Genomic DNA, 17413 nt, shown 5'->3' with positions numbered 1-17413 from the left:
TCTTTTTTGAAGAGGCTACCCGATCGACAGAGCAGCCTCTATGGTATTTGCAATCTTACTGTTATTATTTTTTCAAACGCTTTTTTTGTATGAACACGGCAACAGCATGAAATCAAATCGGTTGCGCTATCCAGCAAGTTTTATGCTATAAGTATTGCCAGCAAATTATTTTACGGCGTTCTGTACCGTTTCTGGAGCGTTCTTAGAGTAAACTAGTTTCCAAGAGTCAAGCACATTGTCTTTTGTTACTTTTAAAGCCGGAACTGCGACATAGGCAGGGGCTTCTTTGCCAAGCAAGCCATATGCAGCCAGAATGGCTTCTGAAATTCCCTGGTCAAACGGAAGCTGTGCACCCAAGCCTTTGATATTTCCACCTTGCGCGATATCCAAAGCTACATTCGTTCCAAGGTCAATCGTAGTGATAACAAGGTCATTCTTCCCTGCAGTACGAGCGGCTGCCAAAGCACCCTCAGCCGGAACATCCCATACTACAAACATGCCATCAAGATCAGGGTTTTTTGTCAGCATACCTGAAGCCACTTTCTCACCATCATTTGGTGCAGCAATTCCTCCACGTGCCACAATTTTCATTTCCGGATATTTTTCTTTTACTGTTTTTTCAAATGCTTCTGTACGCTGTTTAGTTACAAAATAATCAGCATCATGATAGATCACACCAATTTTCCCTTTTTCACCAAGCTCTTTTGCCATGATATCGGCAGCCTGTACCCCATTACCGTAGTTATCAGCAGAAACAACACTTACATAATCCTTGCCTGCTGTTAAGCCGCTTGGCGTATTGTCCATGAATACTACTTTAACTCCTGCATCTGATGCTTTTTTAAATGCTCCTGCAGTTGACACTGGGTCAACTGGGATCCCTACTATAATATCCGGCTTTTTAGCTAAAACAGTCTCGATATCTGAAACTTGTTTTTCAGCCTTGAACTGCGCATCGGTAACTGCTACAACTTCTATTCCAAGTCTTTTGAACGCTGCTTTTAACCCGTCAATTTGAGCGGTTGCCCAGTCATTGCCGGCATAGTGCATAACAATCGCAGCTTTATATTTGCCTTCCTTTACTTTGGCAACTTCTTCTTCGGTCAGCTGCAAGGTTTTTGCAGAAACAGCCGTTTCTCCATTAGGTCCCTTACTCAGGATTTCCTGATCGCCGGGAATATCCTGGTTGATTGTAAGCGGTCCGGTTGTTGAAAGCGTTACTTCCGGCTCTTTATTCTCCTTGCCTCCCGACGTAGACGCGCTTTGTTGACCGCAGCCTGCCAAAGCAATACTGCCAGCTAATAGAATCGATGCGAATTTAAAATAAGTTTTTTTCATGGTAACCCCCCGTTAATAGTTAGCGTGTATTTCAAATGTAAGTATTTGCTCATTTCAATGCTTTTTTAGGATTAGGATCACTGTTCAGTTCAAACATAAACCGATCTTCACAATTTGCTTTAGTAAGCACCTTAATCAATGCAGTAAACTGCAGTGCCCTCCTACTATGGTGTTTATCATTATAAAATTCATTTGATTAAACATATTTGATTAATGCCGTTAAAGATTCGCTAGTTCCACTGCTGAACAGCATCACCTCCTTTAATGGAAAAAGTGTAATCGATTACATTTTTTGGTACATTTTTTATTCCTTATATAGGTTTTTACTTTAATTATCAAAATTCCCAGAGTAGTTAAACTGTAATCGTTTACATTAATTCTGCTTAAAAAGAGAACGAAAGGCTTTTATCTCCTTTACATTTCTCTTTCTAACGCTTTGCAGGATTCTCGTACAACAAGCCTATCCTCCAGCATGTACTGCTTTTTTTTCAATTCATCGTTATTCATCAGCTTCAGCAATAATTCCATCGCTATTTTTCCGAGTTCAAATGTCGGCTGGGCTATCGTGGTGATGGCAGGTTCGAAAACAGATGCAAACTTGATATCATCAAAGCCCACAACCGAGATATCTTCAGGAACCTTTAATCCCTTGGATTTGATGGCTTTAACCGCTCCAATCGCCATCTCGTCATTTGCGGCAAACACCGCTGTTGGCGAGTGCTCTAAAGCCAAGAATTTCATCATAAGGTTGAAGCCGCTCTCAAATGTGAAGTCTCCCTCCTGAACAAGGAATGGCTCAACAGTCAGGCCATTCTGAATCATCGCCTGCTGGAATCCTCTTAACCGGTCCCGTCCCACTACTACTCCAAGTGGGCCGGAAATATGCGCAATCCGCTTGTGTCCTAATCCAATTAGATAATCTGCAGCCTTTCTGGCGCTGCTGATATTATCTATTGAAACGGTCGGAAGCTTCGAGCCTTCAATGTATTCGCATGCCAGTACTACAGGGTATTCTTGAGCTATTTCCTCCAATAAATTCTGACTGCTTCTCGCTGTTAAGAGGATCATGCCGTCCGCCTTTTTTTGGCGGATAATATTTAAGTAGCCGCTTTCTCTTTCAACAATATTCTCGGTGTCTCCAAGAAGAACCTGATAGCCGTGTTCACTTGCAATCGCCTCTATTCCTCTCAGGACATTGGAGAAAAAAGTATTTGTAATATCAGGAACAACCACAAGAATTGTTTTTGTTTCCAGTCTCCTTAGCTGTCTTGCAAGCAAATTGGGCTGATAGTTCAATTTTTGAATCGCCTCTAAAACTTTTTCTGCGGTACCGCTCTTTACACTCCCCGTGTTGCTTATCACCCTGGATACGGTTGCTGTAGAGACATTTGCCATTTTAGCAACATCAACTATTCTTACCATTTTGTATTTCCCTTCAAGATTACTATCTTATGAGATTATTGTAACCGATTACATTTCTGCATGCAATCTTTTGTTAAAAAATTTATTATAATTAGAATTTGATTAAAAACTCATATCTGTCAACATGAATATCCTCTTTTCCTGAAAATAAAAACACATGTCAGATTAATTAAAAATATGGTTCATCAAAACAGGTGGTTTAACCTGATAAGGCTGTTTCAATCTGGATTCTTCGTTCGAGATGATCCATTTTTCTATATCTATACGCCGTTCGTTTCATTATGGGGCAGCCCCGATCTTTTACAAAATTGGCTTTCCTTTCATTTGTAATTTTTTACCTTACGAAATTTTTTTGATAGGTATTAATTCTGTAGACAAACGACAAAAGATTGCTATAGACCCACCCGATAGCTGGCTGTTATCATGTTCAAGGGCTCAAACTGGGAGGGAATTATGGAATAACAGAGATACAGTGATTTAAAAATGGGTGAACGGGGAGTTATTCTTAGTATCTGCACTTATATATTCTTATCTGCTTTAAAATTATTCATTGGTTTCACAGCAGATTCTGAAGCGTTAAAAGCTGATGGATTAAACAATGCGACAGATATTATCGCTTCTATTGCTGTCCTTATCGGTCTCAAAATCGCTCAAAAGCCATCCGATTTGGACCATCCTTACGGTCATTGGAAATCAGAAACTGTTGCTTCGTTGGTTGCATCTTTTATAATGATGGCTGTTGGGCTTCAAGTTTTGTACACAGCAATCTCTTCTGTATTCCACGGAGGAAAAGAAGCACCAGATTTACTTGCAGCCTGGACAGGAATTTTTTGTGAAGTCGTGATGTATTTTGTTTTTCGTTATAACAGGAACTTGGCTCAGAAGATTAATAGTCAATCCGTTATGGCTGCCGCAAAGGATAATCTTTCTGATGCTTGGGTAAGTATAGGAACAGCAGTTGGTATTATCGGTTCTCAATTTAACCTTGCATGGCTTGACACAGTTGCAGCTGTTATCGTCGGTCTACTGATTTGCAAAACAGCTTGGGATATCTTTCGGGGTGCCTCTCATGATTTGACGGATGGTTTTGATGAGCAGTTGATAGGAGATTATAAAGATACAATTCTTAGCACCTTTGGTGTTAAAGGAGTTAAAGACATTAGAGCTAGGAATTACGGTAATTACGTTGTGGTGGATGCTGTTATACTTGTTAATTCTAATTTGGAATTACGAGATGCTCATGATATATCTACAAAAGTTGAAAATACATTAAAAAAAGAACACAATGTCTATGATGTTCACGTCCATGTCGAGCCGAATTAATGGGGGATATTGGGGAAAGTTACTTTCATAAGCACCTAAAAAAAAGAGACATATTACTGTCTCTTTATGTCCGTACTTAGATGAAAGAGAGGAACGCATTAACTTATTCGGTTGATAATAGGGCTATGCCTTACAAAGTTTTTGTAACTATTTTTATAAAAGAGCCAGTACTCCTCTGCCTCTTTCTGCTTAATGTCAAAGAAATGTGATGAATCATTTAGTGATTCTGTATAAAGTTTTCGGTTCGTCCGAAAATGTGTTGGCAAACCAACAAAGTTTTTTAAAAGGTACGGCGTTTTTTGATAATAAATATCTTCTCTAAATACCCGTCCATTAATGCTATAAATAGGGGCGCGAAACTTTTCTACCTGGAATCTACTCCTTTCTTGAATTACCTCCTGCCAAAATTAGGTTTTTTACTAAGCACCAATCATTAAGTAAATAGAATAATTTTAACTATCGCACCCGTTTTAGGAAAAACAACATCAATAAACAACTGGATAGCTTTTGAATAAGCAGAAAAGCGATTACTCAGGGTACTTATGTCACAGTTTCTTCGTACTCTTTTTGATCTTTAGTCAGTAAAGCATATCATATCGGATATTGTGGTTGAAAGAGCAGCACCATACTATTTCCTAACTTTCTTTTGATACGTATAGGGAAGAGACAAGCTTGGGGAACTTGTCTCTTTTTTGTTGTGACGTAATTTTTTTAACTATTTTATCGTTTTTTTATTCAGTGTCCTTCGTTCAATCTTGGACTTAAGATCATTCTCAATTCCTGCAATCTCCTGTAAAACCCAATCAAATGTTCTAATCTGATTAATATCATTAATTTGCTCTGCTTTATCTCTAGCTACTTGGACTCTTTCCTTTAAGATTTTTAATCTGTTCACTATAGACTTGCCTCCTTATTAATAATTTTCCTGTATTTCATTTACGTCATGATAAAAATGTATTACCAAATAATATGCGTTTTATGTAAAAATAATTTTATTTTTTTACACACTGCCTAGGTTCCATTTTAAAATCAGCGGTTCCAGCTGACCATAACCATTGGCTTTTTGATACACCACTTCTAATGTACATGCAATGGGTGAATGTTGGGGACCCATTTGAGTTTGCTAGAAACAGCATTGAAGCAGCACGGAAGCAGGTGTTTTCTAGGGTGCTATTTGGATGTTTGTAGAAAGTAACACAAAGGGCGCGTTTAATTGAGCTAGCTGTTCAATAAGACGAATATTGCGGCTCCATAAATTGCATCAATTTATTTAGATTCGAGTTAAACTGTACCTCATATACATTCAGTTGTCTCCCTCTTCTTGTACATTTATAAAAGGTTCCCCCCTAAATTGTTGAACACATATAATATTTTTTTAAAATACTGGGAATAATCCTTTGATTCAAATTAAACAGTGATAAATCAATGAAAGAGCAGTGCTAATTGCACCGCTCTTTTTATATTCCGTTTATTTTGTAATTTGCCCTGCGGGTACTCCAAACGAGAGTGACATCTTTTTTAAAACACAAACATTAATTGGTCCTTGCCGACTTTTTTATTGCTTGAATCAGTCAGTGCAATCTCTAACTTACTTTCCACCACTTCTTCTATCTCTGCAAACATCCTCAATCTCTTTTTATTTTCGCGTAGTTCGAGAAACTCCCTATTTCTTTTATGGATATCCTCAATGTATTCTCTTTCATAGGATGGTAGCTTCATATTGAAGGGAGGATATCCAAAACCTGGGTAGATCATCCATCCGTTTTTTTAATCTAATTGGAAAGAACTTCACTTGATAAATTAAAATAATTGGTTATCTTTCCGATGTAAAAAGTAAATAAATCGCACTATAACATTTCTATCTTGGAGGTCCTATGAATAATTTTGAACGCCGATTAAAAAAAATGGAGCTTGGATTAACCTCCTCCTCTACACCTATATTGATGGCTGACACCGGGCTGGTACTAGGGAGCCACCCTTTGTCTCAATTACTCGCTTCCGAATTTAACCATAATTTCGATGCGTATGATACTGCTATAGATTCTGTTTATAATGCCACCAGAATTGGTGGTTCGAACTATCATCATTTACTGGATGGGCAACATTCTTTATTAAGCTCAATCCACGCAGTAAAGGATGTAAAAGCGGATGATTCCTTCCTCACCGAGATAGCTCAGGCAAGTGAGCATTTGCTTAGGGACGTAGCTTCCGTTAGTGGTATAAATCCGTTTTTTACTTTAACCGGGGAACAGTTCAATTCAATCGCCTCATACTGCCAGGAGTTTGGAATCTCAAAGCCTTTTTTGGCTGATGCCCTGACACTAAATGGTCCGGAACTTATTGGTGGATGTCTAGCGTTAACCAGCAGCCTGATTATGGGAAAAAAAGCAGACCCTTCCCTTCTCTCAAATTTATCCGGTTCTTTTTTAGTATCGTCACTGGCTACAGCCAATCCCTTCCTATTGCCTGTAGCCGCGGGTGGAATGGCTTACTCGATTTATAAAGCTGAGGATAAAAAAGAAGCTCTTATTACAGCGGGAAAAGGTGCTATTGTATCAGGCTCTGCAATTGCAGTCGGAACAGTGATAGGCGGCCCTGTTTGGCTCGGATGTATGGTCGGTATCGGTACTGCGGTTGCTGTCAAATATGTACTCAATAATCCGGAAAAAGCCTTTACAAAAGTACAGGACCTTATTAAACCAGCTAATAGTATTTTCAGAAAAATTTCCTTACAAATTTCATAAAAGGAGCACCGGTATGGATATTACCCAACAAATTATCTCTTTGAGATCCTTTCAGGATGCGTTTAACAAAATGGCAGTTGAAGACCCTGAGATAGCTTTGAATATTTCCAGTTCACTTCAAAAAAGCGTCGATGAATTCCATAAGGTTTTATCCAATCCTTCCTCTACAGTTGCCGAGAAAAAGGTTGCCCTGCTTCAGGAACAAATCACAATCCAAGCTCAGGCAAGCAGATATTTAAATATCAGTGAGGAAATGGCCATTAAAGAAAGAAATTTACTTCAATATATACCCATGAGCACGCAGATATTTTTTGACGATTTATTCGATAAATTAGATAACTACTTTCATGAAAAAGGAGTGCTGATGCATAGGGAGATCGAGAGGGACGGTGAATGGTATTCAGGCATTCGCGATTCCGCAAAAAAGACAGGAACCATTTTAAATTGGGCCGTAAAAAAGGCGAATGATGTGGCTGTAGATTTAGGTGGCTCCAAGATTACCAGCAATGATAAGGTGATTGATGAACGTTCAATCGTGGAAAAAGTCATGGAAAAACATCTTTCCCCGAACAAGGTCGGAAATGAAGTCACAACCCTTTTAAATGAAGCGAGCAAAAGCTTTCAGGGAAATTGGGAAAAGATGATTAAAAGTCAGGTACCAAGCATGAATCGTTTATCTGCCTTTAGTCTTGCGAAACAAGCAAACAATACATTAACAATTGATTTTAAAATGGGAACTTCCGAACAAACTTTGGTAATCGGTATTGGTTCTGCGGTTGCCGGATCGATAGGATTGGCAATGGGCTGGCACACAATCACTTATGCATTGTTAAATGTATTTCCGCCCGTAGCACTATTTGCTGTTGTCGCATCCATTGCTGTTGGCTTTGCTACAAAACAAGAAGCTATCAAAAAGAGAAAAGAACAGATAACATCAGCCACCAGGCAATACCAGCAACAGTTTTTAACACAGTTCAATGTTACGCCTCTAAAGGAATTAAAGAATTTAACCCTGCAAAAGCACATGCTGATAATTAGCCAAAAAATAGTAACAGATACAATCAAGCAATGGGAGAAAAATTTATTTGGAAATTTGAATACCGAGCACTACCGATTGCTTGTAAGTGCCTTTACAAAGCACCTTCTCCTCATACAGGAGGAATTGGAATCGCTTGAAAATACATTAATTGTATAACTATTAACAATACGATCTATTTCTTCGTTTCAAGTGTCAATAACCCTTTAAATATCAAATAAAAAAACCTTCCGATTTTGAATTAACGGAAGGTTTTTTGCATGCTTATTGTTCGTTTGAAATGCAACATGCTGTACTGAATTAATTGAATTGTGCCCAGTATTAATCAATAATATATATCCCAACAGCATAAGTAGGAAAGAGCCACTTTCCAATAAGTAAAAGAAGGGAAAAGCAAATGCTGCTGCACATAAGGCACTGAAAATATAAATTGGGCGCCGACCAACTTTATCGGATAAGCTCCGAAGAAACCATGCATAGGAAAGGCTATTACGCAAGTAACCATGACTACCGCGAGCATCGTCTGTTTATCGATACCTATATCCAGTATCCAAACTTGTTAAAAAGCCCCAAAATGATACAGCGGAAATCTTGTCACCGTTACATAGTTTATAATATAAGAGAAGGAGACATAGACTGTCTCCTTCTTACCTTTATATTAAAAACCTCTTTTTTCTTGCGTATAGTAAAGCGAAACAATCTCTTTTATTATTTCTACAACTGAAGCTACAGACTTATCTGATATTCCATCCACAAAATTATGAGCTTTCCCAAATCCACCATCTCGGCAATCCAAAGCTGCGCATATTTTTATAAGCTCCACTTCATCATCAGGGTTATGAAGCATTTCTAGGTTTTCCATAACAAGTGCTAATGCGGCTGTAATACCGTAAGCTCCAATATTTGATACCGATGAAGGAAGCAAGTAGTCTGTAGCCATAACTGTTACCTTTTCATTAAAAGGAACAACTTTTTTAGTTTCATCATGGATTTTTCCAAACCCAATCTCGTTACCATTATCACCTACACCAATGGTCAGTTTATTGTTATCCCGCATTTTTGTTAACATTGATTCTAACGGAGCATCTTGGCCTGGACGAGTACCTCCAGTAGCAAAATGGTGATTCCCATCTTGGGCAGAACCTAATTTTTCTATAAAGATTCCACAATCTAATATTTCTGCTAACTTTTCATTATGTGCTACATCGGTTCTTGACAAAGAAAAGATATTTGCTGGGATTTGCAAATGTTTACATAGTTCTTCCATAATAGGAGCTACTTCTTTTTCCACACAATAGATTACTTCAGCTCCCCCAAGATGTAATGCTTTCCCAAGGGCGACGCAGCCAATAGGTCCATCATTTTCTCCATTAGGAAAATATTCCGGATGCCATACACCTGTAAATATGCCAATCTTACACTCTTCCTTCCCATCAAGTTTTTCCTTTAGAGCGCTGGCAATTTGATAGGTAATAGGTTCATTATGATCCTGTCTCACTGCGTCATACAGGGAAGCAACGACACCTCTGGGTAAATATTGTGACCTAATTTCTGTTGTAACCATTCTATCAAGATTTTCACAAATTACTTTCATGTTTTGTTCCTCCTATTTTTTAATTTATTATCATTACATATTTGAAGGTAGCCATAAAACTATTTGAGGGAATAGGATGATTAAAAGGGCTAAGAATAAGTACAGGAAAAAGTAGGGGATATTGCCTTTTATAATGTCAGTAAGTGGAGTCTTTTCCCCTGCAATACCCTGTAAGACGTATAAGTTTAAACCAACTGGTGGGGTGATCTGAGCAACCTCAATTAGTATGACTAACAAAATACCAAACCAGATAGGATCAAAACCCATCGCTTGCACTAAAGGCCAAAGTACCGGGAGAGTTAAAAAAATTAATGATAATCCATCTATTAGGCAGCCTAATATTAGGTACAAGAGGATGATTACGATTAAGAATAAAGCCGGTGAAGGATCAAGACTTACAACCCAGTCAGTTAGCCCTCTATTGATTCCTGACTTCACTATTAAATAGGAAAGAATTTGAGCTGCTACTACGATAAATAAAACCATACTGGTTGTTTTAACGGTACTAATTAATGATTGTTTGATATTTTCATAGGTTATTTTTTTATAAAATCCACAAATGATTAATGCAGCTACGACACCGAATCCTGCCGCTTCAGTTGGAGTGGTAAATCCTAAGTAGATCCCACTTGCGATTAACCCCACAAGGATAGTGAGCGGAAGAATACCCCCAATACTTTTGATTTTTTCACTCCATGTAGTTGGCTCCAAATCAGGAGTCAATTCCGGTTTGATTAAACACATAACAGCTATATAAATCATAAAGATTAGTGTTGCTACTAACCCAGGTACTATACCTGCAATAAATAATTTTGCAACCGATTCTTCAACCATTGAGCCATAAATAATTAAGGGTATACTAGGTGGAATCAGAATCCCAAGAGCTCCTCCTCCGCCTAACGAACCAAAAATCATTGGCCGGTTGTAACCTCTTTTTGTTAACTCAGGAACAGATACAGATCCTATAGCCGCTGCAGTCGCCAGGCTTGATCCACTAATTGCGGCGAAGAAAGAACAAGAAACTATATTCGTCTGTAACAGTCCACCTGGTAACTTTCTTAATAATACTGAAGCACTGTAATAGAATTTGTGACTAATACCACTTTTAAGTATGATGTCACCCATAAGAATAAATAAGGGGATTGAAGTTAATTCAAAATTATTAACACTATTCCAAGCTATAAATCCTAGTGCTTGGAACGAAGTAGGGTCACCAAGCAAATACAGGCCTACCAGCCCTGTTGCACCTAAGGCAAACGGTACCCAGGTTCCTAAACAAAGGAGTAACAGCAAGATTCCTACATAGCAAATAAATAACATATACCATTCCACATTTTTTCACTCCTTTCCCCTAATGCTCTTTTTTATCTTTTCTACATATAAAATCAGAATCTGAAGAACAAAAAACACAATGCCTATTACCATAACAAACTGGGGAATGTAAAGAGGTGTCCTGCTTATAAAGACTGATGTTGCCTTTCCAATAAAGGATTGATAGAATGTGGCCCAAATATAAACAAGAAGGACTAAGGTGAAAGCAATGGCAATTGTCATGCTGATTATATCTGCTATACTTTTCCATCTTGCTGAAAATCGATCATATAAAATCGTAATCTTTATCAATCCGTTTGACTTAAAGGTAAAAGATAGCCCCAAGAACAAAATGGCAACATTGAAGTATCCAGTCATCTCATCTGCGATTAATGTCGACTTATCAAGGAGCGAGCGGCTTACAATCTCTATAAATACTAGTATCGTCATTGCAATTAGTGCGATTATAGCCATTACAAGATTAAATTTTGTTAGTGATAATACAATTTTATTTATATAATTCCATGTTGTTTTCATTGTACTTATCCCCCCCATCGTTAAATTGGATGGAAAGCTGCCTTAAATTTGACTTAAAGCAGCTTCCTGCCACTATAGTTACTCTATTGAAGTTAAAACCTTATCCAGGGCTTCTTTCATAAGTGGAGTGGAACTCCATTTTTCCCAGTAAGGTCTAACGATTTCTTGAGCTTTAGCAAAATCTTCAGGCGAAGCCTTATAGATTTTTACTCCTTTATCAGTAAGTCCTTTTATGGCTGTATCTTCATACCCGATCGCTTCTGCGTTTCCTTTTTCTTCCCATTTTTTTGCTTCTTCCTCAACAATCGCCCTTGTTTCTTCTGGCAATTCAGCGAGTGCTGCGGAGTTTACAAGCATAAAAGCGCCAGAACCTGAAAACGGTAAATCATAACCCCAATCTAAAAATTCATCCCATTTGGCATCATGTGCTCCGGTCGCTCCAGTTATAGCGGCATCAATCACCCCTCTTTGGATTGCCGCTGGAACTTCCGAAAATGCTAGTGAGACAGGAATAGCTCCTAGTTTTTTCAAAAATTCCTGTTGTTCGGGTGCGAAAGTACGAATCTTTAATCCTTTCAAGTCTTCAAGCTTTTTAACCGGTTTTCCCTTACCCCATATTCGTTGAGGAGGATCCTGCAAGAAAAACAGCACTTCTATACCATGGTCTGCTAATTCCTTTTCCGCATAAGGCATTACAGCATCTACAGCTTTCTTAAATACATCCATATTTTCAGAGGCTAGGAATGGCCAAGTTGGAATAATGGCTGCTTTAACGTCCCCAGCAATATAACCTACCGGTGCATCAGCCATTTCAATAGACCTATCACCCACTACACGCACTGATTCCATGCCTTTATAAGGAAGTTCTCCAGGAGGACGAGGTACAATATCTAATTTACCGTTAGTCCTTTCTTTTACTGCCTTCGTAAATTCGGTCATATAAACCCCAGGTCCTTGATCTAAACCAACATGGAGGTTGAAATCCCATTCTATAGCTTCACTGGATTTTGTATTATTTTTATCAACACTAGCTCCATCCTTACTATTTGAAGAAGCGCCTCCTGCACAAGCAGATAAAGCAAGCATAGATATCATCAATAACGGAAAAAGTATTTTTTTCATATCTTAGAAATCATCCTCCTAAAATTTCTACAATGAACGAACCTACACCGTCTGCTTAATACTTATAGCTCTTACTTGATAGCAATTGCGTCAATTTCAACAAGGGAATCTTTTGGAAGTCTTGATACTTCGACACACACGCGAGCAGGATAATGACTTTTAAAATATTGCCCATACACTTCATTCATTTGTTCAAAATCATTCATATCTTTGATATATACTGTGGTCTTTACTACGTCATCCAATTTTAAATGGATATCACTTAGAATGGATTGTAAGTTTTCTATTGACTGTTTCGTTTGTTCTGCAACTTCATCAGGAATTTCGTTACTTTGAGGATTAATTGGCAGCTGTCCAGAGATAAAAACCAGTTCCCCCGCAACAACAGCATGTGAATAAGGACCGATTGCTTTTGAAGCACTCTTGCTGTTAACTATTTGTCTCATTCTTTATCACCCCTTAAAATTTTCAATGATAATAAATTATTATTATTATAATTTAATGTTATGAAGTGCATTTGATAAAAATGTTCAAAATATTTAAATAATTTAGACTCAACTTATTAGTGAAGATTAATAGTATTACTCTCAATGTAGAGTGCATAACATTTAGGATACTACTATTAGTCTTTTAACATTTCGGGGGTGTAATGCTTGTCGCAAGATAGTGCAAAGTTACAGAAATATAGTAAACTGGTCGATTTTTTAGCTGAAGTATTGGGCAAAAATCATGAAGTGGTTTTGCATGATTTAACAAATCTTGAAAATTCAATTATTGCCATAAGAAATAATCATATAAGTGGACGGCAGGTTGGTGGACCTGCAACTAACTTGGTATTAAATGTAGTGAAAAATAAAAATTTGCAAGAGTTAGATTTTGTAACTAATTACACAGGTCAATCCAAAAATTCAGACAAACTTCAATCTTCTACTTTCTTTATTAGAAATGATTTAAATAATATCATCGGGATGTTATGTATCAATTCTGATTTAAGTGCTTATCATCAGTTGATAGATTCAGTGAAACAAATAACTGAGCATAAAATAAAAGCTAGTCTAGATATAGATCAAATGAAAATAATGGAGAATTTAAGTTCATCAATTGAAGATTTAACAACGAGTTCTATTGATGCAATTCTAAGTACGAAAGCGGTTAAACCCGGTAGAATGACACAAGAGGAAAAAATTGATATCGTGTATGAATTGAATAAAAAGGGAGTTTTCTTACTTAAAGGCGCAGTTAATGAGGTAGCGAGGATTCTTAAGGTGTCAGAGGCAACGCTGTACAGATACTTGCAAAAAGTAAAGGAAAAAGATTAAAGATATAAAAAGATTAGTTTTTCACTGAGAAAGCCGTCATTAATTAGCAAGACAGCAAGTCGAAGTTTAAAATCTAAATTTACCCGGTAAATAAATTAATACGTTTGTTATAACGCAAAACAGTCACTCGTGCTTGAATTACTGTTTTTTTTGGACAGCATCTGTATTGTATAGAGATTTATAATTTGCCCACAACAAAAGCTCTCTTAATACCCGATTGTTTTACTTACATGATCAAACAGCATAACTTTCAGACAGCAGGAACCTATGAATCATACATCAATCATAGGATAATTCCTGCTCTTGGTCATACCGTGTTGTCATCATTAACTCCTATTCTTCTCCAAAACTATGTAAATGAGTTACATGATGAAGGTTTAGCTGGCTCAACTATCACAAAAATTTACAACATCATGAAGAGTTCTTTGGATTATGCAGTAAATATGGAACTCTTGCCTTCTAATCCGATTAAAACGATACAGTTACCAAGTGTAAAAAAGAAGAAGGATAATGTATGGGAAGTTGCTGAAATGAAAACTTTTCTAAATACAGCAAAGCAAGACCGCTTTTATTTAGCCTTTCACCTAACAATTATGACCGGAATGTGGCGGGGAGAAATACTGGGATTGCGTTGGAGAGATGTTGATCTTGAAAAGGGAGTATTATATGTTCGACAAACCCTTAGTAAGGACGGAAAACAATTTCTCACTGGCGCTAAAACTAATAGCGGTATAAGAGGTATTACACTACCTGAAGAAACTCTCTCTGCTTTACAGTCACAAAAGGTTAGCATAGCTAAAGAGAAGTTAAAGTGCGGGCCAGTTTATTTGGATAATGATCTAGTAGTTTGTACTACAAAAGGGACACCAGTTAATCCGAATAACCTAAAACGAACTTTTCTTCGACTGGTTAAAGAAGCAGGCGTCGCTGCCATTCGTTTTCATGATTTACGCCATTCGCATGTTACCATGCTTCTTGCAAAAGGTGTACACGCCAAAGTTATTTCAGAGCGTTTAGGACACAGCAACATTAAAACAACGCTTGATATATACTCCCACGTGTTACCAAGCATGCAAGAAGAAGCGGCAAATCAAATTGATGCTTTTGCTAAATCTAACTAACTTACTATGGCACCAAAATGGCACCACTCCCTCTAAGAGTGCCATTTTGAGTGCAGTCAGTAAAAAACAAAAAAGCCCCAAACCCTTTTATATCAAGGGATTGAGGCTTCTAAAAAGGATGACCTGTGACGGGCTCGAACCGCCGACCCCTACCCTGTCAAGGTAGTGCTCTCCCAGCTGAGCTAACAGATCGAAATATGGTCTAAATCGCGCTTACTAAGTAAGTGCCTGACTTAGAGTACATATTTAATTATATTGATTTGTTTAGAAAAGTCAATAGTTTATTTAACGTTCGTTTTTCAAGAATAGTATTCGGATTATGAAAGCTGCTGCAAGAATATATAGAACGGAAATTCCGGCATTGGTATAGAAAGTGGCATCCGGCTGGTAGTTGTCTCCCTTGGCAAGAGGATCTATCATGAACCCTTATTGGCGGCAGTGCCCATAGCAGCCATCCGAACACTGCTGGCAGCTTCTCGTGCAGCTGTTCATAGGCTAAGGAAACGGACAGAAATAGTATGGCAAGCGGCCAAACATATTTCTCTCGAGCTAATTTTGTCCCCATGAAGAGACTTCCGGCAAGTATGCCTAATAGCCCCATGAACAGATGGCTGAATAATGATAACCCATGATGCTCAAGCTCCAAGGTTCCCCTATAGCTCACAGTTATAATAGGAAGAAAATGGGCCAGCAAAAATAATGGGACAATAATGATGGCACTCGATATCCACTTTCCGTACAGGTAGCGGTCCTTCTTTTTCAAATGCAGGAGAAGCAAGTGTTTTTCTGTTTCTGTTTCAAGCTTGAATATGCCCATTGTGATCCATGCCATTATAAGATAGAGGACAAGGGCCGAGCTTCCGTAGCTGCTTAGGATAGGAACATTTTTATAGGCATACAATATAGCTACCCAAATGATAAAGGCCGCAGCTGGCGGAATGAATGTAAGCGAACGGATATAGTTTTTCAGCTGATAGCTGATAAAAGCTTTCATAGCTTTCCCCTCTTTTGCCTTACATCTCTAACGCTGCCTCCATTTTGAAGCAGCAGCAATAACAATTCATCTACATTTACTTCAGCCACCGTAAATTCGGATGCCCCGTTCTGTTTTTTCACAGTTGCCTGCAGATCTTTCCATAACGCCTCATTGATGTGGTCTGGCACCTTGGCACTTACGGTAAACATCTGCTCTTCAGACGTTGGGAACGCCCCGTCAATCCGCAGCCTGCCCCCTTCCAGTACGAAAACCCGGTCTGCCAGAAGGTCTGCTGTTTCCTTTTCATGTGCTGTAAATACAATGGTGTGTTCATTCTTAAGCTCTTTCAAAATATCCAGCAGTTCATTTTTCGAAGCAGGGTCAAGGCCTGTCAGTGGCTCGTCCAGAAGCAGCAATTCATTATCAGAAAGCAATGCCTGAATGATACCTGCCTTTTGCATCGTACCTTTGGAACACTTTTTGAGCGGGGTTTGAAGGAAAGATTTTATCTGAAACCGCTCGGCGTACACTGCTATTCTTCTATTTATTTCAGCACCGTTTATGCCGGATATTTGTCCCATCAATATTAAATATTCCTTCAGCTGAAAGCGAATTCCTTCCGGAAAATGTTCAGGTATGTACCCGCATGACTTAGGCTCGTTCAGCCTTCCCCGAGCTTGCTTCATATATTCCTGCAATCAGCTTCAGCATACTGCTCTTTCCTGAACCATTATGGCCAATAAGAGCGACCGCTTTATTCTGTTGCACTGTACAGCTAATTCCGCTTAATTTCACAGTTCCGTCTATTTTCTTTTCAGCATTTTCCGCCAACAATAAGTCCCGTTCCATACATCCACCCTTTACCATAATTTTACTAAAACTAATAAATTTTAAAGTATCAGGCATTTTATTCGTATTGACTTTGATCATGTTGATAAACTACAGAAAAGGAGATGTTTTCTATGTCATTAAAAATACGAATTTATTCTGATTATGTTTGACCGTTTTGTTATATAGCGGAGGCTCCGCTAAAGGATGCAATAAAAGGTAAAGATGTTGAAATTGAATGGATGCCGTTTGAATTGCGGCCCTATCCGGCTGAAACGGTTTCCCTGAAGGATCCCCGATACCGCCAAGGCTGGGAGCAATCCATTAAACCAATGGCCGAACGGTTCGGGGTAAAAATGAACATGCCGAAAGTTGATCCCTCTCCTCATACCCATCTAGCCCATGAAGGTTTCCGCTTCGCAAAGGAAACGGGAAAGGGCAATGAATATGTCGAGGCCGTACTCCGGGCTTACTGGGAGGATGGAAAGGATATCGGGAAAATTGATGTTCTGGCAGACATAGCCGAATCTGCTGGCGTGGACCGTAATGGGATCGTAGAAGCACTAAAGGAAAGAAGATATGAGCCGCATCACAAGCAGGCATTAAGGCATGCCTATTACGAAGCCTCTATTACTGCGGTGCCAACCTTCTTCATCGGAAGACGCCGAGTTCAGGGCCTTCATACGAAAGAATCGCTTGAAAAAATTATTAATGAAGAAACAGCAGCTAACGAAAGCTAAAG

At 38.5% G+C, this 17413-nt stretch carries 18 protein-coding genes and 1 tRNA gene; 7 read left to right on the top strand and 12 right to left on the bottom strand.

Annotation, left to right across the window (positions count from 1 at the left end; genetic code table 11):
* Positions 1 to 165: 165 nt before the first annotated feature.
* Positions 166 to 1338 (bottom strand): substrate-binding domain-containing protein, encoded by a 1173-nt coding sequence (locus CVD28_RS18565; protein WP_101594920.1) that lies wholly within the window; start codon positions 1336 to 1338, stop codon positions 166 to 168.
* 414 nt (positions 1339 to 1752) lie between these two features.
* Complete coding sequence (locus CVD28_RS18560) at positions 1753 to 2760, bottom strand: LacI family DNA-binding transcriptional regulator (RefSeq protein WP_101594917.1); 1008 nt, start codon at positions 2758 to 2760, stop codon at positions 1753 to 1755.
* A 483-nt stretch (positions 2761 to 3243) separates the two neighbouring features.
* Between CVD28_RS18560 and CVD28_RS18555 the strand changes: the two genes are divergently transcribed.
* Positions 3244 to 4083 (top strand): cation diffusion facilitator family transporter, encoded by an 840-nt coding sequence (locus tag CVD28_RS18555; RefSeq protein WP_180954219.1) that lies wholly within the window; start codon positions 3244 to 3246, stop codon positions 4081 to 4083.
* A gap of 715 nt (positions 4084 to 4798) precedes the next feature.
* Here CVD28_RS18555 and CVD28_RS18550 read toward each other — a convergent pair.
* Positions 4799 to 4978, bottom strand: coding sequence for a hypothetical protein (locus CVD28_RS18550; protein WP_101594911.1), 180 nt, complete (start codon positions 4976 to 4978; stop codon positions 4799 to 4801).
* A gap of 125 nt (positions 4979 to 5103) precedes the next feature.
* On the opposite strand from CVD28_RS18550, the gene CVD28_RS18545 reads away from it, so the two are divergent.
* The 3 genes from CVD28_RS18545 (at position 5104) to CVD28_RS18530 (ending at position 8022) form a co-directional block, all read left to right on the top strand.
* A complete protein-coding gene (locus CVD28_RS18545; RefSeq protein ID WP_101594906.1) occupies positions 5104 to 5271 on the top strand; it encodes a DUF1259 domain-containing protein in 168 nt (55 codons plus the stop codon).
* Between the two features lie 686 nt (positions 5272 to 5957).
* Entirely contained in the window at positions 5958 to 6827 is an 870-nt protein-coding gene (locus CVD28_RS18535) for a hypothetical protein (RefSeq protein WP_101594897.1), read from the top strand.
* Positions 6828 to 6840: 13 nt separating this feature from the next.
* The gene (locus CVD28_RS18530; protein ID WP_101594894.1) at positions 6841 to 8022 is read left to right on the top strand and encodes a hypothetical protein; all 1182 of its coding nucleotides are present in this window, start codon (positions 6841 to 6843) and stop codon (positions 8020 to 8022) included.
* 499 nt (positions 8023 to 8521) lie between these two features.
* On the opposite strand, the gene CVD28_RS18520 is transcribed toward CVD28_RS18530, so the two are convergent.
* From CVD28_RS18520 to CVD28_RS18500, 5 genes are all read right to left on the bottom strand, one after another.
* A complete protein-coding gene (locus tag CVD28_RS18520) occupies positions 8522 to 9457 on the bottom strand; it encodes a glutamate cyclase domain-containing protein (protein ID WP_101594891.1) in 936 nt (311 codons plus the stop codon).
* 33 nt (positions 9458 to 9490) lie between these two features.
* A complete protein-coding gene (locus CVD28_RS18515; protein WP_101594885.1) occupies positions 9491 to 10789 on the bottom strand; it encodes a TRAP transporter large permease in 1299 nt (432 codons plus the stop codon).
* Between the two features lie 6 nt (positions 10790 to 10795).
* On the bottom strand, positions 10796 to 11305 hold the full coding sequence (locus CVD28_RS18510) for a TRAP transporter small permease subunit (protein WP_180954218.1): 510 nt from the start codon (positions 11303 to 11305) through the stop codon (positions 10796 to 10798).
* Between the two features lie 78 nt (positions 11306 to 11383).
* Positions 11384 to 12427 carry a TRAP transporter substrate-binding protein gene (locus CVD28_RS18505; protein ID WP_101594879.1) on the bottom strand — a complete coding sequence of 348 codons (1044 nt, stop codon included), beginning with the start codon at positions 12425 to 12427 and terminating at the stop codon, positions 11384 to 11386.
* 71 nt (positions 12428 to 12498) lie between these two features.
* A complete protein-coding gene (locus CVD28_RS18500) occupies positions 12499 to 12873 on the bottom strand; it encodes a RidA family protein (protein ID WP_101594876.1) in 375 nt (124 codons plus the stop codon).
* A 207-nt stretch (positions 12874 to 13080) separates the two neighbouring features.
* On the opposite strand from CVD28_RS18500, the gene CVD28_RS18495 reads away from it, so the two are divergent.
* Both CVD28_RS18495 and CVD28_RS18490 read left to right on the top strand, forming a co-directional pair.
* The gene (locus tag CVD28_RS18495; RefSeq protein ID WP_101594873.1) at positions 13081 to 13746 is read left to right on the top strand and encodes a helix-turn-helix transcriptional regulator; all 666 of its coding nucleotides are present in this window, start codon (positions 13081 to 13083) and stop codon (positions 13744 to 13746) included.
* A gap of 185 nt (positions 13747 to 13931) precedes the next feature.
* The gene (locus tag CVD28_RS18490) at positions 13932 to 14867 is read left to right on the top strand and encodes a tyrosine-type recombinase/integrase (protein ID WP_257985914.1); all 936 of its coding nucleotides are present in this window, start codon (positions 13932 to 13934) and stop codon (positions 14865 to 14867) included.
* A gap of 119 nt (positions 14868 to 14986) precedes the next feature.
* On the opposite strand, the gene CVD28_RS18485 is transcribed toward CVD28_RS18490, so the two are convergent.
* The 4 genes from CVD28_RS18485 to CVD28_RS29120 form a co-directional block, all read right to left on the bottom strand.
* Positions 14987 to 15059 (bottom strand) — tRNA-Val (locus CVD28_RS18485).
* A gap of 58 nt (positions 15060 to 15117) precedes the next feature.
* Entirely contained in the window at positions 15118 to 15861 is a 744-nt protein-coding gene (locus tag CVD28_RS18480; RefSeq protein ID WP_101594869.1) for a hypothetical protein, read from the bottom strand.
* Positions 15858 to 16529: an ATP-binding cassette domain-containing protein gene (locus CVD28_RS18475; RefSeq protein ID WP_101594865.1), complete on the bottom strand. Its 672-nt coding sequence runs from the start codon at positions 16527 to 16529 to the stop codon at positions 15858 to 15860. Before CVD28_RS18475 ends, CVD28_RS18480 begins: the two co-directional genes overlap by 4 nt.
* The gene (locus tag CVD28_RS29120) at positions 16495 to 16692 is read right to left on the bottom strand and encodes an ATP-binding cassette domain-containing protein (RefSeq protein WP_308315103.1); all 198 of its coding nucleotides are present in this window, start codon (positions 16690 to 16692) and stop codon (positions 16495 to 16497) included. The genes CVD28_RS18475 and CVD28_RS29120 overlap by 35 nt, the downstream gene beginning before the upstream one ends.
* 164 nt (positions 16693 to 16856) lie before the next feature.
* Here CVD28_RS29120 and CVD28_RS18465 point away from each other — a divergent pair, with 164 nt between their 5' ends.
* On the top strand, positions 16857 to 17411 hold the full coding sequence (locus CVD28_RS18465; RefSeq protein ID WP_257985923.1) for a DsbA family oxidoreductase: 555 nt from the start codon (positions 16857 to 16859) through the stop codon (positions 17409 to 17411).
* Positions 17412 to 17413 lie beyond the last annotated feature (2 nt).

It is taken from the genome of Bacillus sp. M6-12, from assembly GCF_002860285.1.
Lineage (GTDB): Bacteria > Bacillota > Bacilli > Bacillales > DSM-1321 > Peribacillus.
This window is presented reverse-complemented; position numbering and strand designations above follow the sequence as displayed.